Origin of the sequence: Pseudomonas sp. T8, assembly GCF_024610635.1 — a bacterium.
In the GTDB taxonomy this organism is placed as follows: Bacteria; Pseudomonadota; Gammaproteobacteria; order Pseudomonadales; family Pseudomonadaceae; genus Aquipseudomonas; species Aquipseudomonas chlororaphis_I.
The window spans coordinates 2,339,644-2,358,273 of the sequence record NZ_CP102374.1 but is presented as its reverse complement, the minus strand read 5'-3'; the positions used below and the strand labels follow the sequence as shown (position 1 = coordinate 2,358,273).

Below are 18,630 nucleotides of genomic sequence, written 5' to 3'. Positions count from 1 at the left end.
AAGCCCGCCTGGCGATGCAATGCGGCTCTCAGCGAGCCGCCTTGTACGCCAGGCGGGCTTTTTTGTGCCTGTCAGCCATTCAGATCCGCGTCAGCGCCTGGGCCAGGTCGGCGCGCAGGTCCTCGACATCCTCGACCCCCACGGATAAGCGCACCAGAGCATCGCCGATGCCGAGCTGCGCCCGGGTTTCCGCGGGAATGCTGGCGTGGGTCATGATCGCCGGGTGCTCGATCAGGCTTTCCACCCCGCCCAGGCTCTCGGCCAGGGCGAAGATCCGCACGTTCTCGAGAAAACGCTTGGCGCCGGCCAGGTCGCAGTTCAGATCGAGGGAGATCATCCCGCCGAAAGCCTGCATTTGCCGTCGCGCCAGGGCGTGCTGCGGGTGGGACGGCAGGCCCGGGTAGTAGACCCGCGCCACCTGTGGCTGGCGTTCCAGCCATTGCGCCAGCTCCAGGGCGTTGCTGCAGTGGCGTTCCATGCGCAGGGCCAGGGTCTTCACCCCGCGCAGGGTGAGGAAGGCGTCGAACGGCCCGGCGATGGCCCCCACGGCGTTCTGCAGGAAGCCCAGGCGCTCGGCCAGGTCGGGGTTCTGGCCGACCACCGCAATGCCGCCGATCACGTCGGAGTGGCCGTTGAGGTACTTGGTCGTCGAGTGCAGCACGATATCGAAGCCCAGCTCCAGCGGGCGCTGGATCCACGGGCTGGCAAAGGTGTTGTCGGCGACGCAGATGATGCCCCGCGCGCGGCAGATGCGCGCGATGGCGGCGAGATCGGTGAGGCGCAGCAGGGGATTGCTCGGGGTCTCGACCATCACCATCCGGGTGTCGTCCTGCAACGCCGCTTCGAAGGCCGAGAGGTCGGACAGGTCGACGAAGCTGAAGCGATGCCCGGCGCTGCGCCGGCGCACCCGTTCGAACAGGCGGAAGGTGCCGCCATACAGGTCATTGCCGGAAACGATATGCGCGCCGGCGTCGAGCAGTTCGAGCACGCTGGAAATCGCCGCCAGCCCGGAGGCGAAGGCGAAGGCCTGGGTGCCGCCCTCGAGGTCCGCCACGCAGCGCTCCAGCGCCCAGCGCGTGGGGTTGTGCGAACGCCCGTAGTCCAGGCCCTTGTGCACCCCGGGGCTCTGCTGGGCATAGGTGGAGTTGGCGTAGATCGGCGGCATCAGCGCCCCGGTGGAAGGGTCCGGCGTCTGCCCCGCATGGATCACCCGGGTAGCGAAGGCACGCGGCGCGCCGGTTTCATCCTGTTGACTCATGTTAGCGATCTCCGTAAGTGATTGAGCATGTCGACCCGGGTAATCAAACCGTGGAAGCCCGAGGCGTCGGCGATGATCGCCACGAAGCCACGGTCGAGTTCCGCCTCCAGTTCGGCCAGGCTGGCGCTGGGAGGCAGGGTTTCCAGCTGATCGCTCATGGCGCTGGCCACGGTCTGGCGAAAGTGCGAAGCGTCTTCGTGCACGCCCAGCAGGATGTCCGACTCATCGATCACTCCGACCAGCCGCTGCCCGTCCACCAGCACCGGCAGTTGCGAGACGTCGGCCAGGCGCATGCGCTGGAAGGCGGTGAGCAGGGTGTCGTCCGGCCCTACGCTGATCACCCGGCCGTCCTCGAAGCGCCGCGCGATCAGGTCGCGCAGGTCGCCGTAGCGCTTGCGCGCAAGCAGGCCCTGATCGTTCATCCATTGGTCGTTATAGATCTTCGACAGGTAGCGGGTGCCGGTGTCGCAGACGAAGCTGACCACTCGCTTCGGCTCGGTCTGCTCGCGGCAGTAGCGCAGGGCCGCGGCCAGCAGGGTGCCGGTCGAAGAGCCGCCGAGAATGCCTTCGGCGCGCAGCAGCTGGCGGGCGTGCTCGAAGCTTTCCTCGTCGCTGATGGAATAGGCCTTGCGCACGCTGGAAAGGTCGGCAATGGACGGAATGAAGTCTTCGCCGATGCCTTCCACGGCCCAGGAGCCGGGCGTGCCCAGGGCGCCGCTGCGGCTGTATTCGGCCATCACCGAGCCCACCGGGTCGGCCAGCACCATCTCCAGGTCCGGCTGTACCCGGCGGAAGAAACGGGTCAGCCCGGTCAGGGTGCCGGCCGAACCGACGCCGACCACGATGGCGTCCACATCATGTTGGGTCTGGGCCCAGATTTCCGGCGCGGTGCTGCATTCGTGGGCCAGCGGGTTGGCCGGGTTGTTGAACTGATCGGCGAAGAAGGCGTGGGGAATCTCCTTGGTCAGCCGCGCCGCCATGTCCTGGTAGTAGTCGGGGTGGCCCTTGCCGACATCGGAGCGGGTGATGTGCACCTCGGCGCCCATCGCCTTGAGGTGCAGGACCTTCTCGGTGGACATCTTGTCCGGCACCACCAGGACCACCCGGTAGCCCTTGGCGCGGCCGACCAGGGCCAGGCCCAGGCCGGTGTTGCCAGCGGTGGCCTCGACTATGGTGCCGCCGGGGCGCAGGCGGCCGTCGCGTTCGGCGGCGTCGATCATCGCCAGGCCGATACGGTCCTTGATCGAACCTCCGGGGTTTTGCGATTCAAGCTTGAGAAACAACGTACAGGGGCCGGTATCGAAACGGCTGACACGCACCAGCGGCGTGTTGCCGATCAGTTCGAGCACGGCAGGACGGGAGTCGTTTGGCATGTGGTCACCTCGCTGCGCAACGTTGCGCTGGATGGACAGCGACCCACGGCGAATCATCGCGCGGCGGTCGCAGGCTATGCATCGCTTGGACCATAGGCCGGGATCCGGCTACCCGCAACCGCTCGCGCCGGCCGGTAGCTGGTTGCGCAGCCTGGCGGCGGTAGAGCCTGGGCCAGTACTTGACCTGCCCAGGCTATTGAACGCCAGGCGCTACAGAGGGGACGGCGAGCCTTTGCCCTTGGGCAGTTCGATTCGTTCGCTTTCCCCCGGCACCGTCGGCCAGTCGCCGGCGGCCCAGCGCTGGCGGGCTTCATCGATACGGGCCGGGTCGCTGGAGACGAAGTTCCAGTTGATCCGCCGTGGACCGTCCAGCGGCGCGCCGCCGAACAGCACGGCGTGGCAGTCGCTGTCGGCGAACAGGGTCGGGGTGGTGCCGGCCGGCAGGATCACCAGCGCATGGGGTTCGACGGGCTCGCCGTCCAGCTGGGCGTCGCCTTCGAGCACGTACAGGGCGCGCTCCTCGTGTTCGGCGGGGATCAGCAGGGTGGTCGCGGTCTGCAGCTGTATTTCGGCATACAGGGTCGGGGAGAGCACCGGGACCGGCGATTCCAGGCAGAAACCACTGCCGGCGATCATGCGGATCCTGACCCCGAGGTTGTCGCTGACCGGCAGGGTCGCGGCCGGGTGGTGGCTGTAGTGCCCCGGGCCTTGTTCATGGGCCTTGGGGGAGGCCAGCCAGACCTGCAGGCCGTGCATGCTGAAGTCGCTGTCGATCAGCGCCTGCGGGGTGCGCTCGACGTGGGCGATGGCGCTGCCGGCGGTCATCCAGCTGACATCCCCCTGGTCCACCACCTGGTCGGAACCGAGGCTGTCCTTGTGCTGGATCTGCCCCTGGAACAGGTAGGTCAGGGTCGACAGGCCGATATGCGGATGCTGGCGGATATTCATGCCCTTGCCCGCGGGGTAGCGGGTTTGCAGCATGTGATCGAAAAACACGAAGGGCCCCACGCTGCGGCATTGGGCCGAGGGCAGCGGACGCAGGATGGGTTGGCCTTCGACGTCCTCGGCGCGAGGGCGAATCACGAGCGGTGTGTTCATGGTGCATTCCAGGCTGATCGGGTTATGCCCGGGAGCATAACCCGCTTGTGCAGCCCGTGGCGCTATTGGCTGAAGGCGCCTTCGGACAGGTGGGTCTCGATGCTCACCTCGGCGGTGGTCATCAGCTTGTGCACCGGGCAGCGGTCGGCGACGCGATGCAGCTCTTCACGCTGGGCGTCGGTGAGCACGCCTTTGAGGGTCAGTTTGACGTGCAGCGCGTATTTGCCTTTCTGCTCCTGGCTGTTGTCGTGCTTGACCTCGACCGTGACGCCAGTAAGCGGAATCTCTTTTTTCTGCGCGTACAGCTTGAGGGTCAGGGCCTTGCAGGCGCCCAGGGCAGCATCGAAAAAGTCGTGGGGTTCCGGCGCGGAACCTTCGCCGCCCAGGGTCTTGGGCAGGTCGGCGAACAATTGGTGGTCATCGATCTGGATGCTGTGGCGGAAACCTTCGCTGGATTCGGTGTTGACGGTGATAGTCATGACGGACCTCGGGCAGTGAGCAGTCGTTGAAAGGTGGTGCAGTTATAGAGCATTACGCTGGTTGTGCGTTCCCCTTTTTCTGAACCGCCGCCTCCGGGGCAGGGTCTACCCAGCGTGAATCGACAGGAGCCCACCCATGCGCTGGATCTACCTGAGCACCTTGCTGTTGCTGCTGCCGAGCGCCTGGGCCCAGGCCCGCGACTACGCCTACAGCGATGCCCACCTGCATTACGTCGACTTCTTCCAGGAGTCGGCGGGCATGGACAAGCTGCTCAAGGCCATGGCCGACAATCGCATCGAGCATGTGATGATTTCCGGTATCCCGGTGGCCAAGAAATGGCATGAAGACGAACCCAAGCGGCCGCGCTATTACGCCGGCGATGACGCGGATGCCTACTGGTACAGCGCTACCGATGTGATTGTCGCCGCCGCGGTGAATCGCCTGACGCCCGAGCAGCGCCGGCACTTCCATCCGTTCCTGTCGGGCTTCAACCCCAACGACAAGAACTCCGAGGCCCATATCCAGCGCATGCTCGACCTCAATCCGGGGTTGTGGCAGGGCATCGGCGAGGTCTTTACCCGCCACGACGACCTGACCGCGCTGACCTCCGGCGATACGCCACGGGCCAATAACGAGGCGATGACGCGGATCTATCACCTGGCGGCGGAAAACGACCTGCCGGTGATGCTGCATTCCAACATCACCTCCAAGCGCGAAAAGAACCCGCTGTACCTGAGGGAAATCGAAGAGCCGCTGCGCAATCACCCCCACACGCGTTTTATCTGGGCCCACGCGGGCACCAGCATGGAGATCCACCGGCATCAGGTGCAGTTGAATTTTCTCCTGCCGACCCTGGCGCGGATGCTCGAGTCCTATCCCAACCTGTATATCGACCTGTCCTGGAGCGTGCTCAGGCCGTACCTGCTGGATGAGCAGGGCGTGCCCCGGGCGGAGTGGGTAAAGCTGGTGGAGCGCTTTCCCGAGCGGTTCATGCTGGGTTCGGACGTTGTCGGGCGATTCAACAAGCTGGGGCGGGAAATGCGCAGCTTCGAGCCCTTTCTCGATGCCTTGCCGGAGGACGTGGCGCGCAAGGTGGCCCAGGACAACTTCCTCGCCGTGCTGCCGCGCGCTCGTTGATCCTGGGAGGCTCCAGTGCGCGGGCGTTGCCAAGGCGCTGGCGATGCAGGTTTGTCATCAGCCTGTCATGCCTGCGTCATAGGCTCGCGCCATCTCAATCAAGGAGCGCGATATGCACCTCACCCGTTTAAGCGCATTGGCGGCGCTGATGATGCTCAGTGGCTTTGCCAGTGCTGAAGTCCGTGTCGAAGGCCCGGTGGAATATGGTGTGTTCGAGGGGCCGAAGGCCGCGTTGCAGTCGGGTGAGCGGGTGCTGCGGCGCAGCAACGAGAACATCGAGCAGACCGAGATCGTGCCTGCGCGGCTGGGCACCAAGTTCGGCCTGCGTTATCAGCTGGCCGGCAAGGTGGCCGAGGATGTGCCGCTGACCCTGCTGTATTTCACACCGGGTATCCGCACCCCGGATGGCCAGCGTCACGACAAGCTCGAAGTGACCCAGAAACTGGTACCGGGCGCGCCGCAGGACATCATGGCCTATGAGTTCACCGAGAGTCATGAAGTGATCCCCGGCGAGTGGCGCTTCATGGTGTTCCAGGGTGACCGTTTGTTGGTCCAGCAGCGTTTTACCGTACGCTGAATCGTTTACGCCCAGGCATCGGAGTGCTTGGGCGTTTTGATATCACGTTTTCGTCTTAAGCAAATTTTCCGCGACCCGATACTTTCAACAGCAGCCCGCTGCATGGCGAATGCAGCGCTTTTGGAAGGAACCGGAGAATGAGCATCAGGAGTCTCAACATTGCACCGCGCGCAGGCCTGGGCTTCGGCCTGCTGGCGTTGATGGTGTTCGGCCTGGGGGCGTTCGCCCTGCTGCAGATGGCGAACATGCGCGCGCAGTCCGACGAGGTCGACAACAACTGGCTGCCCAGTGTGATGTCGGTGGGCGAAATGAATCAGGACCTGCTGCGGGTCCGCGCGCTGACTATGCGCTTGCTGCTCAACCGCAGCCCCCAGGCCCTGGCGCAGAACGAAAGCAAACTCAATGAGATCAAGCGCGGCATGACGGTGGCCCAGGAGCGCTATAACGCGCTGATTGTGCTGCCGCAAGAGCGTGTGCTGTTCGATCGCTACAAAGCCGCCGAGAAGCGCTACCTCGAGCATCAGAACCAGGTAATGGCACTGTCGCAACAGGGGCGGGTCGAGGATGCGGTCGCGGTGGTCAATGGCGAGATGAGCCAACTGGCCGATGAGCTGGCGGGCACCCTCAATGAGTTAGTGGCCCTGAACCGGCACAACGCCAACCTGGCCACCGAGCTGGCCAGGGCGGTGTTCAGCAACGCCAAGGTCTGGGTAGTCGTGATGGTCGTGGTGGCTGGCCTGATGACCATTGTCCTGGCCCTGTTGCTGACCCGCAGCATCGTACTGCCGCTCTCGCAATCGCTGAACGTAGCCGAGGTGGTGGCCGGCGGCGACCTGACCGAGGACATCCGCATCAGTGGCAAGGATGAGCCGGCGCGCCTGCTGCAGGCGCTCAAGGCCATGCAGCACAGCCTGCGGGAGACCATCCGGCGCATCTCCGACTCTTCCAGCCAGCTGGCTTCCGCTTCGGAGGAACTCAGTTGCGTGACCGAGGACGCCACGCGCGGCCTGCACCAGCAGAGCCAGGAAATCGAGCAGGCGGCGACGGCGGTGAACCAGATGACCGCCGCGGTGGAGGAGGTGGCCAGCAATGCCGTGGCGACATCCGAGGCCTCCCGTCAGTCCGACCTGATTGCCCAGCATGGGCGTGAGCAGGTGCGACAGACGGTACAGTCCATCGAGTCCCTGGCCGACGACGTGACCGCCAACGCCTCCCAGGTCGAAGAGCTGGCGCAGAAGGTCTATGGCATCAGCAAGGTGCTGGATGTGATTCGTTCGGTGGCCGAGCAGACCAACCTGCTGGCCCTGAATGCCGCCATCGAGGCGGCGCGGGCCGGGGATGCCGGCCGCGGGTTCGCCGTGGTGGCCGACGAGGTGCGGGCGCTGGCTCATCGCACCCAGCAATCGACCCAGGAGATCGAGCAGATGATCGGCGGCATTCAGCTGGGCACCGAGCAGGCCGTCAGCTCCATGCAGCAGAGCAACAGCCGGGCCCGTTCGACCCTGGAACTGGCCAAGGCGGCGGGGGCGGCGCTGGAGGAAATCGCCGGGGCGATCACCCTGATCAACGAGCGCAACACGGTGATTGCCAGTGCCTCGGAGGAGCAGGCGGCGGTGGCTCGGGAGGTGGACCGCAACCTGATGAACATCCGCGACCTGGCCATGCAGACCTCGGCCGGGGCCAACCAGACCAGTGCCGCGAGCCAGGAGTTGTCACGGCTGGCGGTGGACCTGAACACCCTGGTGGCGCGGTTCTCGGTGTAAGGGCTTCGGGAAAACAGTCGCCCAATAAAAAACGCCCCGAACCAGTCGGGGCGTTTTTCATAGAGCGAAGCGGCGGGGCTTACTTGCCCTGCCAGCGCTTCAGGACCAGGGTGGCGTTGGTGCCGCCGAAGCCGAAGCTGTTGCTCATCACGGTGTTGATGGTGGCGTCTTCGCGAGTCTTGGTCAGGATCGGCATGTCGGCCACTTCCGGATCCAGCTCTTCGATGTTGGCGGAACCGGCCATGAAGTTGCCTTCCATCATCAGCAGGCAGTAGATCGCTTCGTGAACGCCGGCGGCGCCCAGGGAGTGACCCGACAGGCTCTTGGTGGAGCTGATGGCTGGAGCCTTGTCGCCGAACACTTCACGCACGCCTTTCATTTCCGCGACGTCGCCGACCGGAGTCGAGGTGCCGTGGGTGTTCAGGTAATCGATCGGTGCGTCGACAGTGGACATGGCCATCTGCATGCAACGGATTGCACCTTCGCCGCTTGGCGCCACCATGTCGTAGCCGTCGGACGTCGCGCCGTAGCCAACGATTTCGGCGTAGATCTTCGCGCCGCGGGCCAGGGCGTGTTCCAGCTCCTCGACCACCACCATGCCGCCACCGCCGGCGATGACAAAACCGTCACGGTCGGCGTCGTAGGCGCGGGAGGCTTGTTCCGGGGTGTCATTGCGCTTGCTGGACAGGGCGCCCATGGCGTCGAACAGGAACGACTGGCTCCAGTGTTCTTCTTCACCGCCGCCGGCGAACACGATGTCCTGCTTGCCCATCTGGATCTGTTCCATGGCGGTACCGATGCAGTGGGCACTGGTGGCGCAGGCAGACGCGATGGAGTAGTTCAGGCCCTTGATCTTGAACGGAGTGGCCAGGCACGCGGAAACGGTGCTGCTCATGGTCCGCGTGACACGGTATGGGCCAACGCGCTTGACGCCTTTCTCGCGCAGGATGTCCAGCGCTTCCATCTGGTTCAGGGTCGAGGCGCCGCCGGAGCCGGCGATCAGGCCGGTACGCGGGTTGGAAACCTGCTCTTCGGTCAGGCCGGAGTCGGCGATGGCGTCTTTCATGGCCAGGTAGGCGTAAGCCGCCGCGTGGCCGACGAAACGATAGATCTTGCGATCGATCAGATCTTCGAGGTTGAGGTCAATGGAGCCGGAAACCTGGCTACGCAGACCCATTTCGGCATATTCCGGGTTGAAGCGGATGCCAGGGCGACTTGCACGCAGGTTAGCGGAGACGGTCTCTTTGTCATTGCCCAGGCACGAAACGATGCCCAGACCAGTGATAACGACGCGGCGCATGCGGATAACCCTTAGAAGTTGTCAGTGGAGGTGAAAACGCCGACCCGGAGGCCTTCGGCGGTGTAGATTTCGCGGCCGTCGACGCTGACCGAACCATCGGCGATGGCCATGTTCAGCTTGCCCTTGAGGACGCGCTTGATATGAATGTTATAGGTGACTTTCTTGGCGGTCGGCAGCACCTGGCCAAAGAACTTCACTTCGCCCGAACCCAGGGCGCGACCGCGGCCCGGCAGGCCTTGCCAGCCCAGGAAGAAGCCAACCAGTTGCCACATGGCGTCGAGGCCCAGGCAGCCTGGCATCACCGGATCGCCTTCGAAGTGGCAGGCGAAGAACCACAGGTCGGGGGTGATATCCAGCTCGGCGACCAATTCACCTTTGCCGTACTTGCCACCCTCTTGGCTGATATGAGTGATGCGATCCACCATCAGCATGTTCGGGGCGGGCAGTTGCGCGTTACCTGGGCCGAACAGCTCACCGCGACTGCAGCGCAGCAGATCTTCCCGAGTAAAGGCGTTTTGTTTGGTCATGCGAGCTCCTCAATAGTCCCATGCGGCAGGGTGGGGCAAATCTTCCCGGCCGATCGAAGCGTTCATGCCTCGAGCCGGCAGCCTACTCATAGACTATTGCGTTGTGGTGAAAGTCACAGCACAAGGGACATGAATGTACACTTGTGCACTGAAATTATTATACAGGCCCTGTGAGGGGCCTGTTCGGGTGCCTAAGACTGCCGCACTTTCGCCCTTCACGCCAGTCGCAGATGGTCGATAAATGGCCGCTACTGCACCCAACGTTGGAGTATTTGCTGCAGATCCGTGCGTTTGAACGGCTTGGCCAGGTAATCGTTCATTCCCGCCGACAAACACGCTTCGCGGTCGCCCTGCAAGGCGTTGGCGGTCAGGGCGATGATCGGCAGGTCGGCGCATCCGGGCAGTTGGCGGATCTGCCGGGTGGCCTCGTAACCGTCGATCAGCGGCAGTCGGCAATCCATCAGGATCGCCTCGAAAATCAGGCTTTCGGCGCTGCGAATGGCCTGGGCGCCGTCGGTGGCGATGCTGACCGTGAAGCCCAGGCTGCGCAGCATGGCCTGGATCACGGTCTGGTTGACCGGGTTGTCTTCCACCAGCAGCACGTTGCGTCCTTCGCCATGGGCATGCCCGCTGTGCACTCGCGGCGCCAGCACCGGCAGGCTTTGCTGGTACAGCGCCAGCGGGATCTCCAGGGTGAACACCGAGCCGCGACCTTCCTCGCTCTGCGCGCGCAGGGTGCCGCCCATGCGTTCGGCCAGGGTGCGGGCGATCGGCAGCCCCAGGCCGGTGCCGCCATAACGCCGGGAAATCGAACTGTCGGCCTGCTGGAAGGCGTTGAACATCAGTTCCAGGCTTTGCGGGCTGATGCCGATCCCGCTGTCGCGCACGCTACAGGTGAACCACAGCAGTTCATGGTCCAGGGCCTGCCATTGCGGCTCGATGGTGACGCTGCCTTGTTCGGTGAACTTCAAGGCGTTGCCGATCAGGTTCACCAGGATCTGCCGGATGCGCGTCGGGTCGCCTTTGACTTGCAGCGACTCCATGCCGGGCGGCAAGCGCAGTTGCAGGTCCAGCCCGCGCTGCGCGGCGCTGTGCTGGAAGGCCTGGGCCGAGCTGCTGATGAGTTCGGCGAGGTTGAACGGGATGTGCTCCAGCTCCAGGGCCGAGCGCTCGATGCGCGAGAAGTCGAGGATGTCGTTGATCACCTTGAGCAGGTGCTCGGTGGATTCGGAGGCCAGCGCCGCGTACTCGTGCTGCTCATCGGTCATTTCCGTGGTTTCGAGCAGTTGCAGCATGCCCAGCACGCCGTTCATGGGCGTGCGCAGTTCATGGCTCATCATCGCCAGGAAGTCCGACTTGGCGTTGTTGGCCCGTTCCGCTTCTTCGCGGGTCTGGATCAATTGCGCCATGGCCTGGTGCTGCTCGCGGCTGGCCTGCTCGAGGCCGGCGGCGAGGTTGTTGATATGCCGCGAAAGATCGCCCAGCTCGGCATCGTCGACGATCGGCAGCGGAGTCTTGAAGTCACCCTGTTGAATGGCCTTGACCGCGGTGCCCATGGCGCTGATCGGCTGCGACAGGCTGGCCGCCAGGCGGCGGGCCAGGAGGAAGGTGAACAGCAGGGCGAACAGCGCGAGGATGCCGGCCTTGAACAGGATCTCCTGCTGGCGCTGGCTGAAGGCGTCGTTGGACATGCCGACGATCACCCGCCCCAGGTAGTCCGCGTTGGGGGTAGCGCTGGCGCCCGGGTCGTCCTGGAAGAAGTCGTTGTTGAGCTGGATGCGTTGCAGGCGCACCGGGGCCTGGAACACTTCCACCTGCTGTGAGCGGTTGTGGGTTTCCGAAGGCTGCTCGACGTACACCAGGATCTTGTTGCGGCTGTCCTGGACTTCGAGAAAGCGCACATGGGGCGTGGCCAGGGTGGCCTTGAGCAGGCTCTCGAGGCCTTCGCTGTTGCCCGAAATCACCCCGTACTCGGTGGCCGGCGCCAGCTGGTTGGCGATCAACTGGCCGGTGTGATTGAGCTCCTGGCGCAGATCCTGGATCCGCACGAAGGTAAAGAAGCTGATCAGCAGCAGGGTCAGCAGCAGCGCCGGGCCGAGGCAGATGATCTGGGTGCGGGTACTGATGTCCCAACGGCGACGGAAGGTCATGGGCGTTTTTCTCCTTCGGCCAGCTGGGTCGCCACCGATTGCTCGTCAATCGGTTCGACACCCAGGGAGCGTGCCACTTGCGGGTTGCTCAACACCTTGAACGGTTGCGGATACAGGGTACGCGGCCAGTGGGTCGTGGGCCGGTCCAGCAAATCGTCGAGCACCTGCAGCCAGTCGTCCTGGTCGCTGTAGGTGCTGGCCAGGCTGCCGGCCTTGACGAATCCGGCATTGGGGCCGATCAGCGCCAGCTGCCGGGCATAGCTGCTCAATAACAGGTTCTTCGCGGTTTTCGGGTTGTACAGCTGTGGGTCGTCCAGCCCCAGCAGGACGTCGCTGCTTTTCAGCAGGCTTTGCAGCGGGCGACTGTCATTGGTGTCGTCCCAGCGCTCGGCGACGATTTCCAGCCCCAGGGGATGGGCGGCCTGGTGCAGTTCCTTGAGCAGGAATTCGCTGTCGGCGCCGTAGAGCACGCCGACCCGCCGGGCCTGGGGGAGGATCTTGCGGATCAATTGCAATTGCCGAGCCAGCGGCGGGTCGCTCCATAACAGGCTCAGCCGGGGCGAGGCCGTTGCCCCAAGGCGCTGCTGGGCCTGGATCCGGCCGATGCGCAGTACCAGGGTGGCCGGGCCCTGGGTATCTTTCTGGCGCCACTCCAGGCTCGCCGGGTCGAGCAGGATCAGCCGGGTGCCCGCCGGCAATTGACCGGGGGCAGGCAGGTTGGCCAGGAGTTCGAAGCGCACTTCGTCCTGTGGCCGCTGTTGCGCCAGTGCCTGGGCGAAGGCCCGCACGCCGGTGCTGTCTTCGGCGCCGGTCAGCAACACCTGGGCCGCCCATGCGGGGAGTGCACCCCAGAGGCAACAGAACAGCAGCAGGCGAACCCGGAATCGGCTCAAGGCAAGCGTCATCCCTGACTGACGGTGGCTCATGCTAGAACGTCAACTCCGCACTGAAGTAGAGGACGTGTTGCGAGTCATAGTTGTTGTCGACAAAGGTGGTGGGCTCGTTGTCGAGCCGTTGCTGGAGCACGCCGGCCAGCTCCAGGCTGCCCTTGCCCAGGGGGATGCGCTTGGCGACGCGGGTATCGACCCGTTCGAAGCGGTAACCGTTGAGTGCGCTGGAACCATAGTAGAAGAGCGCGCTGGACCAGCCCTGGCCCCAGTCGCGCAACCAGCCCGCCGAGCCGCTGTGGCGCGCGGTCAATTGCTCGTCCAGCGGGTTGCTGGCCTCGGCATCGACATAGGCGTACGTCAGGCGCAGCCGGTCCGCCGGGTCCAGGCGCCAGTCCAGCTGGGTTTCTGTACCGGCGAAGCGTGAGGAGTTGCTGTTGCTGGCGATGTACTGGTTGTTGCGCAACGGCTCGCTGATCATCCCGCTGATTTCGTCGTAGAACAGCTTCACATCGAGGTTCAGCCCGAGGTCGGCGAAAAAGCCGTTGTAGCCCAGCTCCCGCGAGCGCATGCGTTCCTGGTCGAGGTTGCCCGGGCCGCGGGTCTTGACGAAATACTGGGCGCTGGGCTGGCCGTAGGCGGTCGGGCTCAGCTTGGTGACCCGGTAGCTCCAGTTGACGTTGTTTTCGAACATGTCCGGCGAGCGGATCGCTTCCGAATACACCGCCCGCAGGCCGTGGCGCGGGTTGATCAGGTAGTTGATCGCCACCCGCGGGGTCAGCGAGCTGCCGCTCAGTTGCGAGTCCTCGAACATGGCGCCGCCCTGCAGCAGCCAGTGTTCGGTGGCGCGCCATTCCAGCTGGCCGAACGCGCGCCAGGTGCTGTCGTCGAGGGTGCCGTTGAAATAGGTTTCCGAGTCGGCGCGGTCGTAGCGATAGTTCAGGCCGCTGACCAGGCGCACGCCGTCGGACAGGCTCAGGGTGTCCTGCAGTTCGAGGTCGTAGCGCGATTCACGGGCGCTCTGGTCGATATCCCCGCAGACCGTGCGCTTGGCGCCGTCCTTCCATTGCGTCAGCACCTGGTTCGCCAGGGCCTGTTCGGTCGCGGTGCCCGGAGGGGCGCCGGAGCCGGTGAAATTCTCCATGTGCCGGGCCAGCACTTCGGCGTAGTTCGGGTTGAGCTGCCAGAGGCGGGTCAGTTCCGGGCTGAACGACACTTCGGCGTCACAGGCGCGCCAGTTCTGCTGGCGGTCCCAGTGCTGGGCCGAGCCTTGTATATAAAGGCTATGGTCCGGGTTGATGTCCAGGTTCCAGCGCAGCGAGCCGGCATAGTCCTTGGCTATCACGTCGGAGTTGTAGCCGGCCGAGGTGATACCGGAGAACACCGGGCGGTAGGTATAGGGGCGCTGGTTGCTGCCTTCCTTGGCGCTGAGCTGCCAGTCGATGCTCTGCTGCTCGTTGAGCATCTGGCTGACCGACAGGCTGAAGCGGTTCAAGCGCCGGCTGTCGCGGTAGTCGGCGCCGTTGCGATCGCTGTCGAAACCGTCGTCTTCCTGCCCGGAGAGCGAAAGGCGCAGGTCGCCGCTGTCCCAGCCGGTGCCCTGGCTGGCGTACCAGTCGCTGATACCGCGCTGGCCGCGGGTGACCTTGACCCGCGTGCCGTGGCTGTTGGCGGGCGAGCGGGTAATGATGTTGATCACCGCCATCAGCGCATTGGCGCCGTAACTGACGGTATTGGGGCCGCGGAACACCTCGATGCGCTCGATGTCCTCCATGGCCACCGGAATGTCGCTCCAGTCCACGGTGGCCAGGCCCGCCCGGTACACCGAGCGCCCGTCGATCAGCACCTGCATGCGCCGCGCTTCGCTGGCATTGGTGCCGTGATAGTTCACCGCGGCCTGGTTGCCGTTGATATTGCCGACCATCATCCCCGGCACCAGGCGCAGCAGCTCGCTGATGTCGCGGGCGCCGCTGGCGTTGATCAGTTCGCTGTCGAGCACGGTCATGCTGCCGGGCACGGCCGCGGGGGACTGTTTCAGACGGGTGGCGGTGAGGATTTCCGGCAGCGGCTGGCTGTCCAGGAACAGATCGTCGGCCAACGCCGGGGTGCTGCACAGCAGCGCCAGCAAGAGCGATGGGCGGGAGAGGGGAGGGCCAGGATACACGGCACAGCCTTGATAACGGATAATTGCCGCGCATGTTAACCGAGATGACCGGGTTTTCCAGTCGATAACCCCGACAATCCGGGGTCTAATCGGCGTTTTCCCGGCATTTGTGCCTAATTGTTCACGGGGCTGGCCGCCGCAGGGCCGCCCCGTATAATGCCGCCATCGCCACTGTATGGATTGACGGATTGCATATGACTGAACAGCGCCCTATCGCGGTCCTGGGAGGCGGAAGCTTTGGTACCGCCGTGGCCAATCTGCTGGCCGAGAACGGCCATCGGGTGCGGCAGTGGATGCGCGACCCGGAGCAGGCGGAGGCCATTCGCATTCATCGCGAAAATCCGCGTTACCTCAAAGGCATCAAGATTCATCCGGCGGTGGAGCCGGTGACCGATCTTCTGGCCACCCTGAACGACAGTGACCTGTGTTTTGTCGCCTTGCCCTCCAGCGCTCTGCGCTCGGTGCTGGCACCCCATGCGCAGCTGCTCGCCGGCAAGCTGCTGGTCAGCCTGACCAAGGGCATCGAGGCGCAGACCTTCAAGCTGATGAGCGAAATCCTCGAAGAGATCGCGCCACAAGCGCGGATCGGCGTGCTGTCCGGGCCGAACCTGGCCCGTGAAGTGGCCGAGCACGCTTTGACCGCCACCGTGGTCGCCAGTGAAGACGAAGAACTCTGCCAGCGCGTGCAGGCGGCCCTGCATGGCCGTACCTTCCGCGTCTATGCCAGCGCCGACCGCTTCGGCGTCGAGCTGGGCGGGGCGTTGAAGAACGTCTACGCGATCATCGCCGGCATGGCCGTGGCGCTGGGCATGGGGGAAAACACCAAGAGCATGCTGATTACCCGGGCGCTGGCGGAAATGACCCGTTTCGCCGTCAGCCAGGGCGCCAACCCGATGACCTTCCTCGGCCTGGCGGGGGTTGGCGATTTGATCGTCACCTGCTCGTCGCCCAAGAGCCGCAACTATCAGGTCGGTTTCGCCCTGGGCGAAGGCCTGAGCCTGGAAGAGGCGGTGGACCGGCTCGGCGAGGTGGCCGAAGGCGTGAACACCCTCAAGGTGCTCAAGGTCAAGGCACAGGAAGTGGGCGTATATATGCCGCTGGTGGCCGGATTACATGCCATCCTGTTTGAAGGTCGCACGCTGAATCAGGTCATCGAGCTGCTGATGCGCGGCGAGCCGAAAACCGATGTCGACTTTATCTCCCCCAGTGGTTTCAACTGAGCAGGACAGGAGCGAGACATGAACGATACGAATTCCGAAGCCAAGTACGAATCCATCCTCCTGCGTGTGCTGTGGATGCTGGTGTTCGTGCTGGTCTGGCAAGTGGCGCAATTCATCCTCGGCGCGTTGGTGCTGGTGCAGTTGATCTACCGGCTGATCTACGGCTCGCCAAGTGCCAGCCTGATGAACTTCGGCGACAGCCTGAGCCAGTTCCTGGCGCAGATCGGCCGCTTCGGCAGTTTCCACACCGACCAGAAGCCTTGGCCGTTCGCCGACTGGCCGGCCCCGCGCGCCCCTGAAGGCGAAGCGCCGCACGTGGTGCCACCGGCGCCCCATCCGGTGCGCGACGAGGAGCCCAAGCTGTGAAGCTCTGGGTGTTGCGCCACGGTGAAGCCGAGCCGCATGCACGCAGCGATGCCGAGCGCAACCTGACCGAGCATGGCCGCGAGGAAGCGCTGCGCAGCGCCGCGCACCTGATCGGCCAGCCGCTCAGCGCGATCATCGCCAGCCCTTATGCGCGGGCGCAGCAGACGGCGAAGCTGGTGCGCGAAGCCCTGGGCTTCGAAGCGGATATCCGCACCGTGTCCTGGCTGACGCCGGACAACAACCCGTTGTCGGTGGTCGCCCAGCTCGATTCGGCGGACAACGTGCTGCTGGTCAGCCACCAGCCGCTGGTGGGTAACCTGATCGGCCTCCTGCAGCATGGCCATCTGCGCAATCCCCAGCCGATGCACACCGCAGGCCTGGCGGAACTCGAAGGCGACTGGCCGCTGGCCGGCCTGATGACCCTCAACAGCATCAAGAATCCCTGAACCGTAGGAGCGAGGCTTGCCCGCGAAGGAAGCGGCGCGGACTGTCTGAAGCAGCGCGTTCCTCTTATTGCGGGCAAGCCTCGCTCCCACGACGATCTGGGCTTTTCGCTACATTTCTTAACTTGCAGCGTTCCTTTGTGCGTGGAATAGTCGCCCGAGCAAGTGCTTGGTTGGCTAGCCTCACGATCAGAACAAAAACAAAGGAGCGAGTCGCATGTCTGCTGCTTTTCGTTTGCCGCTGGAAGTGTTCTACGAGCGCGAAGCTCGTCATCCCCGCCAACGTTTCCTGGTCCAGCCCCTGGGTGGTGGCCGGGTCGAAGAGCTGACCTGGGCCGACGTCGGCCACCAGGCCCGCCGCGCCGCTCACTGGCTGCGCGCCCGCGAGCTGCCGCCGGGCAGTCATGTCGCGATCATTTCCAAGAACTGCGCCCACTGGATCATCGCCGACCTGGCGATCTGGATGGCCGGTCACGTTTCCGTGCCGCTGTATCCCAACCTGACCGCCGATTCGGTGGCTCAGGTGCTGGAGCATTCCGAGTCGGCCCTGGTGTTCATCGGCAAGCTCGATGACTGGCCGGCGATGGCCCCCGGCGTGAAACCCGGGCTGCCGACCATCAGCCTGCCGATCTGCCCCGAAGGCCGCTTCGACTTCACCTGGGACCAGTTGCAGCAGTGCTCGCCGATCCAGGACGACCCCAACCCCGCCGCCGAGCAACTGGCGACCATCATTTACACCTCGGGCACCACCGGCCTGCCCAAGGGCGTGATGCACAGCTTCGGCACCCTGGGCTTTGCGGCGACCCGCGGCACCCAGCTGTTCGGCCTCGGGCCGACGGACCGGCTGCTGTCCTACCTGCCGCTGTGCCATGTGGCCGAGCGCATGTTCGTCGAGCTGGCGGCGATCTATACCGGGCAGACGGTGTTCTTCGCCGAGAGCCTGGAGACCTTTCTCATCGACCTGCAGCGGGCGCGGCCAACGGCGCTGTTCGGTGTGCCGCGGATCTGGACCAAGTTCCAGATGGGCGTGTACAGCAAGGTTCCGGCCAAGCGCCTGGACTTCCTGCTGGGCCTGCCGCTCATCGGCAAGCGGGTCGGGCACAAGGTGCTGGCCGGGCTGGGGCTGGATGCACTGCGGGTCGCCTTGTCCGGCGCCGCGCCGGTGCCGCAGACCCTGTTGGACTGGTACCAGCGCCTGGGCCTCGACGTGCTGGAGGTGTACGGCATGACCGAAAGTTGCGGTTATTCTCACATCGGCCGCAGCGGCCAGCATGTACCCGGCTGGATCGGTCGGCCTTGCCCGGACGTCGAGGTGCGGATCGACGAGGCCGGAGAGGTCCAGGTGCGCAGTGGGGCGACCATGCTCGGCTACTTCAAGGACCCACAGAAGACCGCGGAAACCGTCACCGCGGATGGTTTCCTGCGCACCGGCGACAAGGGCGAGCAGGACGCCGATGGCAATCTGCGCCTGACCGGGCGGCTCAAGGAAATCTTCAAGACCAGCAAGGGCAAGTACGTGGCCCCGGCGCCGATCGAGAACCGGCTGGCGGTGCATTCGCGGATCGAGCAGGTGTGTGTGGTCGGCGATGGCCTGAGTGCGCCGCTGGGCCTGTGCGTGTTGTCCGCGGCCGGTTTGCAGGACGCCGCCGGCGGTGCCCGTGGCGGCCTGCATGCGAGCCTGGAAAGCCTGCTCGATGAGGTCAACGGCGCGCTCGATAAACATGAACGCTTGCACCGCCTGGTGGTGGTGAAGGACAGTTGGGCGGTGGAAAACGGCTTTCTGACCCCGACCCTGAAGATCAAGCGCAATGTCATCGAAGCCACCTACGGCGAGCGCTTCAAAGAGTGGAGCGAGCGCTCCGAAGCGGTGCTGTGGCAGGATTGAGC

Annotated in this window: 16 protein-coding genes and 1 pseudogene; 8 read left to right on the top strand and 9 right to left on the bottom strand. The window is 64.6% G+C overall.

Annotated elements, in window-relative coordinates; genetic code table 11:
• Window positions 1–79 precede the first annotated feature (79 nt).
• The 4 genes from NRG23_RS10510 to NRG23_RS10495 all read right to left on the bottom strand — a co-directional run bounded on the left by NRG23_RS10510 (window position 80) and on the right by NRG23_RS10495 (window position 4,208).
• Complete coding sequence (locus tag NRG23_RS10510; RefSeq protein WP_028681905.1) at window positions 80–1,258, bottom strand: PLP-dependent aspartate aminotransferase family protein; 1,179 nt, start codon at window positions 1,256–1,258, stop codon at window positions 80–82.
• Window positions 1,255–2,631, bottom strand: a complete 1,377-nt coding sequence (locus NRG23_RS10505; protein WP_257374606.1) for a pyridoxal-phosphate dependent enzyme — start codon at window positions 2,629–2,631, stop codon at window positions 1,255–1,257. The genes NRG23_RS10510 and NRG23_RS10505 overlap by 4 nt, the downstream gene beginning before the upstream one ends.
• 210 nt (window positions 2,632–2,841) lie before the next feature.
• Entirely contained in the window at window positions 2,842–3,729 is an 888-nt protein-coding gene (locus tag NRG23_RS10500) for a pirin family protein (protein ID WP_101282009.1), read from the bottom strand.
• A gap of 62 nt (window positions 3,730–3,791) precedes the next feature.
• The gene (locus tag NRG23_RS10495; protein ID WP_007931549.1) at window positions 3,792–4,208 is read right to left on the bottom strand and encodes an OsmC family protein; all 417 of its coding nucleotides are present in this window, start codon (window positions 4,206–4,208) and stop codon (window positions 3,792–3,794) included.
• Window positions 4,209–4,344: 136 nt separating this feature from the next.
• On the opposite strand from NRG23_RS10495, the gene NRG23_RS10490 reads away from it, so the two are divergent.
• The 4 genes and pseudogenes from NRG23_RS10490 to NRG23_RS32820 all read left to right on the top strand — a co-directional run bounded on the left by NRG23_RS10490 (window position 4,345) and on the right by NRG23_RS32820 (window position 7,686).
• On the top strand, window positions 4,345–5,346 hold the full coding sequence (locus NRG23_RS10490; protein ID WP_009047780.1) for an amidohydrolase family protein: 1,002 nt from the start codon (window positions 4,345–4,347) through the stop codon (window positions 5,344–5,346).
• 112 nt (window positions 5,347–5,458) lie between these two features.
• The gene (locus NRG23_RS10485) at window positions 5,459–5,923 is read left to right on the top strand and encodes a DUF3859 domain-containing protein (RefSeq protein WP_009047781.1); all 465 of its coding nucleotides are present in this window, start codon (window positions 5,459–5,461) and stop codon (window positions 5,921–5,923) included.
• A 137-nt stretch (window positions 5,924–6,060) separates the two neighbouring features.
• A pseudogene (locus tag NRG23_RS32825) lies at window positions 6,061–6,783 on the top strand (MCP four helix bundle domain-containing protein); the annotation flags it as partial.
• A gap of 39 nt (window positions 6,784–6,822) precedes the next feature.
• Window positions 6,823–7,686 (top strand): methyl-accepting chemotaxis protein, encoded by an 864-nt coding sequence (locus NRG23_RS32820; protein WP_371356849.1) that lies wholly within the window; start codon window positions 6,823–6,825, stop codon window positions 7,684–7,686.
• Between the two features lie 79 nt (window positions 7,687–7,765).
• Here the strand turns inward: NRG23_RS32820 and fabB are convergent, their stop codons facing one another.
• The 5 genes from fabB to NRG23_RS10455 form a co-directional block, all read right to left on the bottom strand.
• Entirely contained in the window at window positions 7,766–8,986 is a 1,221-nt protein-coding gene (gene fabB, locus NRG23_RS10475) for a beta-ketoacyl-ACP synthase I (protein WP_257374605.1), read from the bottom strand.
• Window positions 8,987–8,997: 11 nt separating this feature from the next.
• Window positions 8,998–9,513, bottom strand: coding sequence for a 3-hydroxyacyl-[acyl-carrier-protein] dehydratase FabA (gene fabA / locus NRG23_RS10470; RefSeq protein WP_007931558.1), 516 nt, complete (start codon window positions 9,511–9,513; stop codon window positions 8,998–9,000).
• Window positions 9,514–9,761: 248 nt separating this feature from the next.
• Window positions 9,762–11,663, bottom strand: a complete 1,902-nt coding sequence (locus NRG23_RS10465; RefSeq protein WP_038631071.1) for an ATP-binding protein — start codon at window positions 11,661–11,663, stop codon at window positions 9,762–9,764.
• A complete protein-coding gene (locus NRG23_RS10460) occupies window positions 11,660–12,589 on the bottom strand; it encodes an ABC transporter substrate-binding protein (RefSeq protein ID WP_373922253.1) in 930 nt (309 codons plus the stop codon). Before NRG23_RS10460 ends, NRG23_RS10465 begins: the two co-directional genes overlap by 4 nt.
• Window position 12,590: 1 nt before the next feature.
• Window positions 12,591–14,714, bottom strand: coding sequence for a TonB-dependent siderophore receptor (locus tag NRG23_RS10455; protein WP_029526155.1), 2,124 nt, complete (start codon window positions 14,712–14,714; stop codon window positions 12,591–12,593).
• 194 nt (window positions 14,715–14,908) lie between these two features.
• Here NRG23_RS10455 and NRG23_RS10450 point away from each other — a divergent pair, with 194 nt between their 5' ends.
• The 4 genes from NRG23_RS10450 to NRG23_RS10435 all read left to right on the top strand — a co-directional run bounded on the left by NRG23_RS10450 (window position 14,909) and on the right by NRG23_RS10435 (window position 18,628).
• Window positions 14,909–15,934 carry an NAD(P)H-dependent glycerol-3-phosphate dehydrogenase gene (locus tag NRG23_RS10450; protein ID WP_009042808.1) on the top strand — a complete coding sequence of 342 codons (1,026 nt, stop codon included), beginning with the start codon at window positions 14,909–14,911 and terminating at the stop codon, window positions 15,932–15,934.
• An 18-nt stretch (window positions 15,935–15,952) separates the two neighbouring features.
• Complete coding sequence (locus NRG23_RS10445) at window positions 15,953–16,300, top strand: DUF4389 domain-containing protein (protein WP_007931570.1); 348 nt, start codon at window positions 15,953–15,955, stop codon at window positions 16,298–16,300.
• Window positions 16,297–16,746 (top strand): phosphohistidine phosphatase SixA, encoded by a 450-nt coding sequence (sixA, locus tag NRG23_RS10440; protein WP_009047787.1) that lies wholly within the window; start codon window positions 16,297–16,299, stop codon window positions 16,744–16,746. The genes NRG23_RS10445 and sixA overlap by 4 nt, the downstream gene beginning before the upstream one ends.
• 214 nt (window positions 16,747–16,960) lie before the next feature.
• Window positions 16,961–18,628, top strand: coding sequence for an AMP-binding protein (locus NRG23_RS10435; RefSeq protein WP_257374603.1), 1,668 nt, complete (start codon window positions 16,961–16,963; stop codon window positions 18,626–18,628).
• Window positions 18,629–18,630 lie beyond the last annotated feature (2 nt).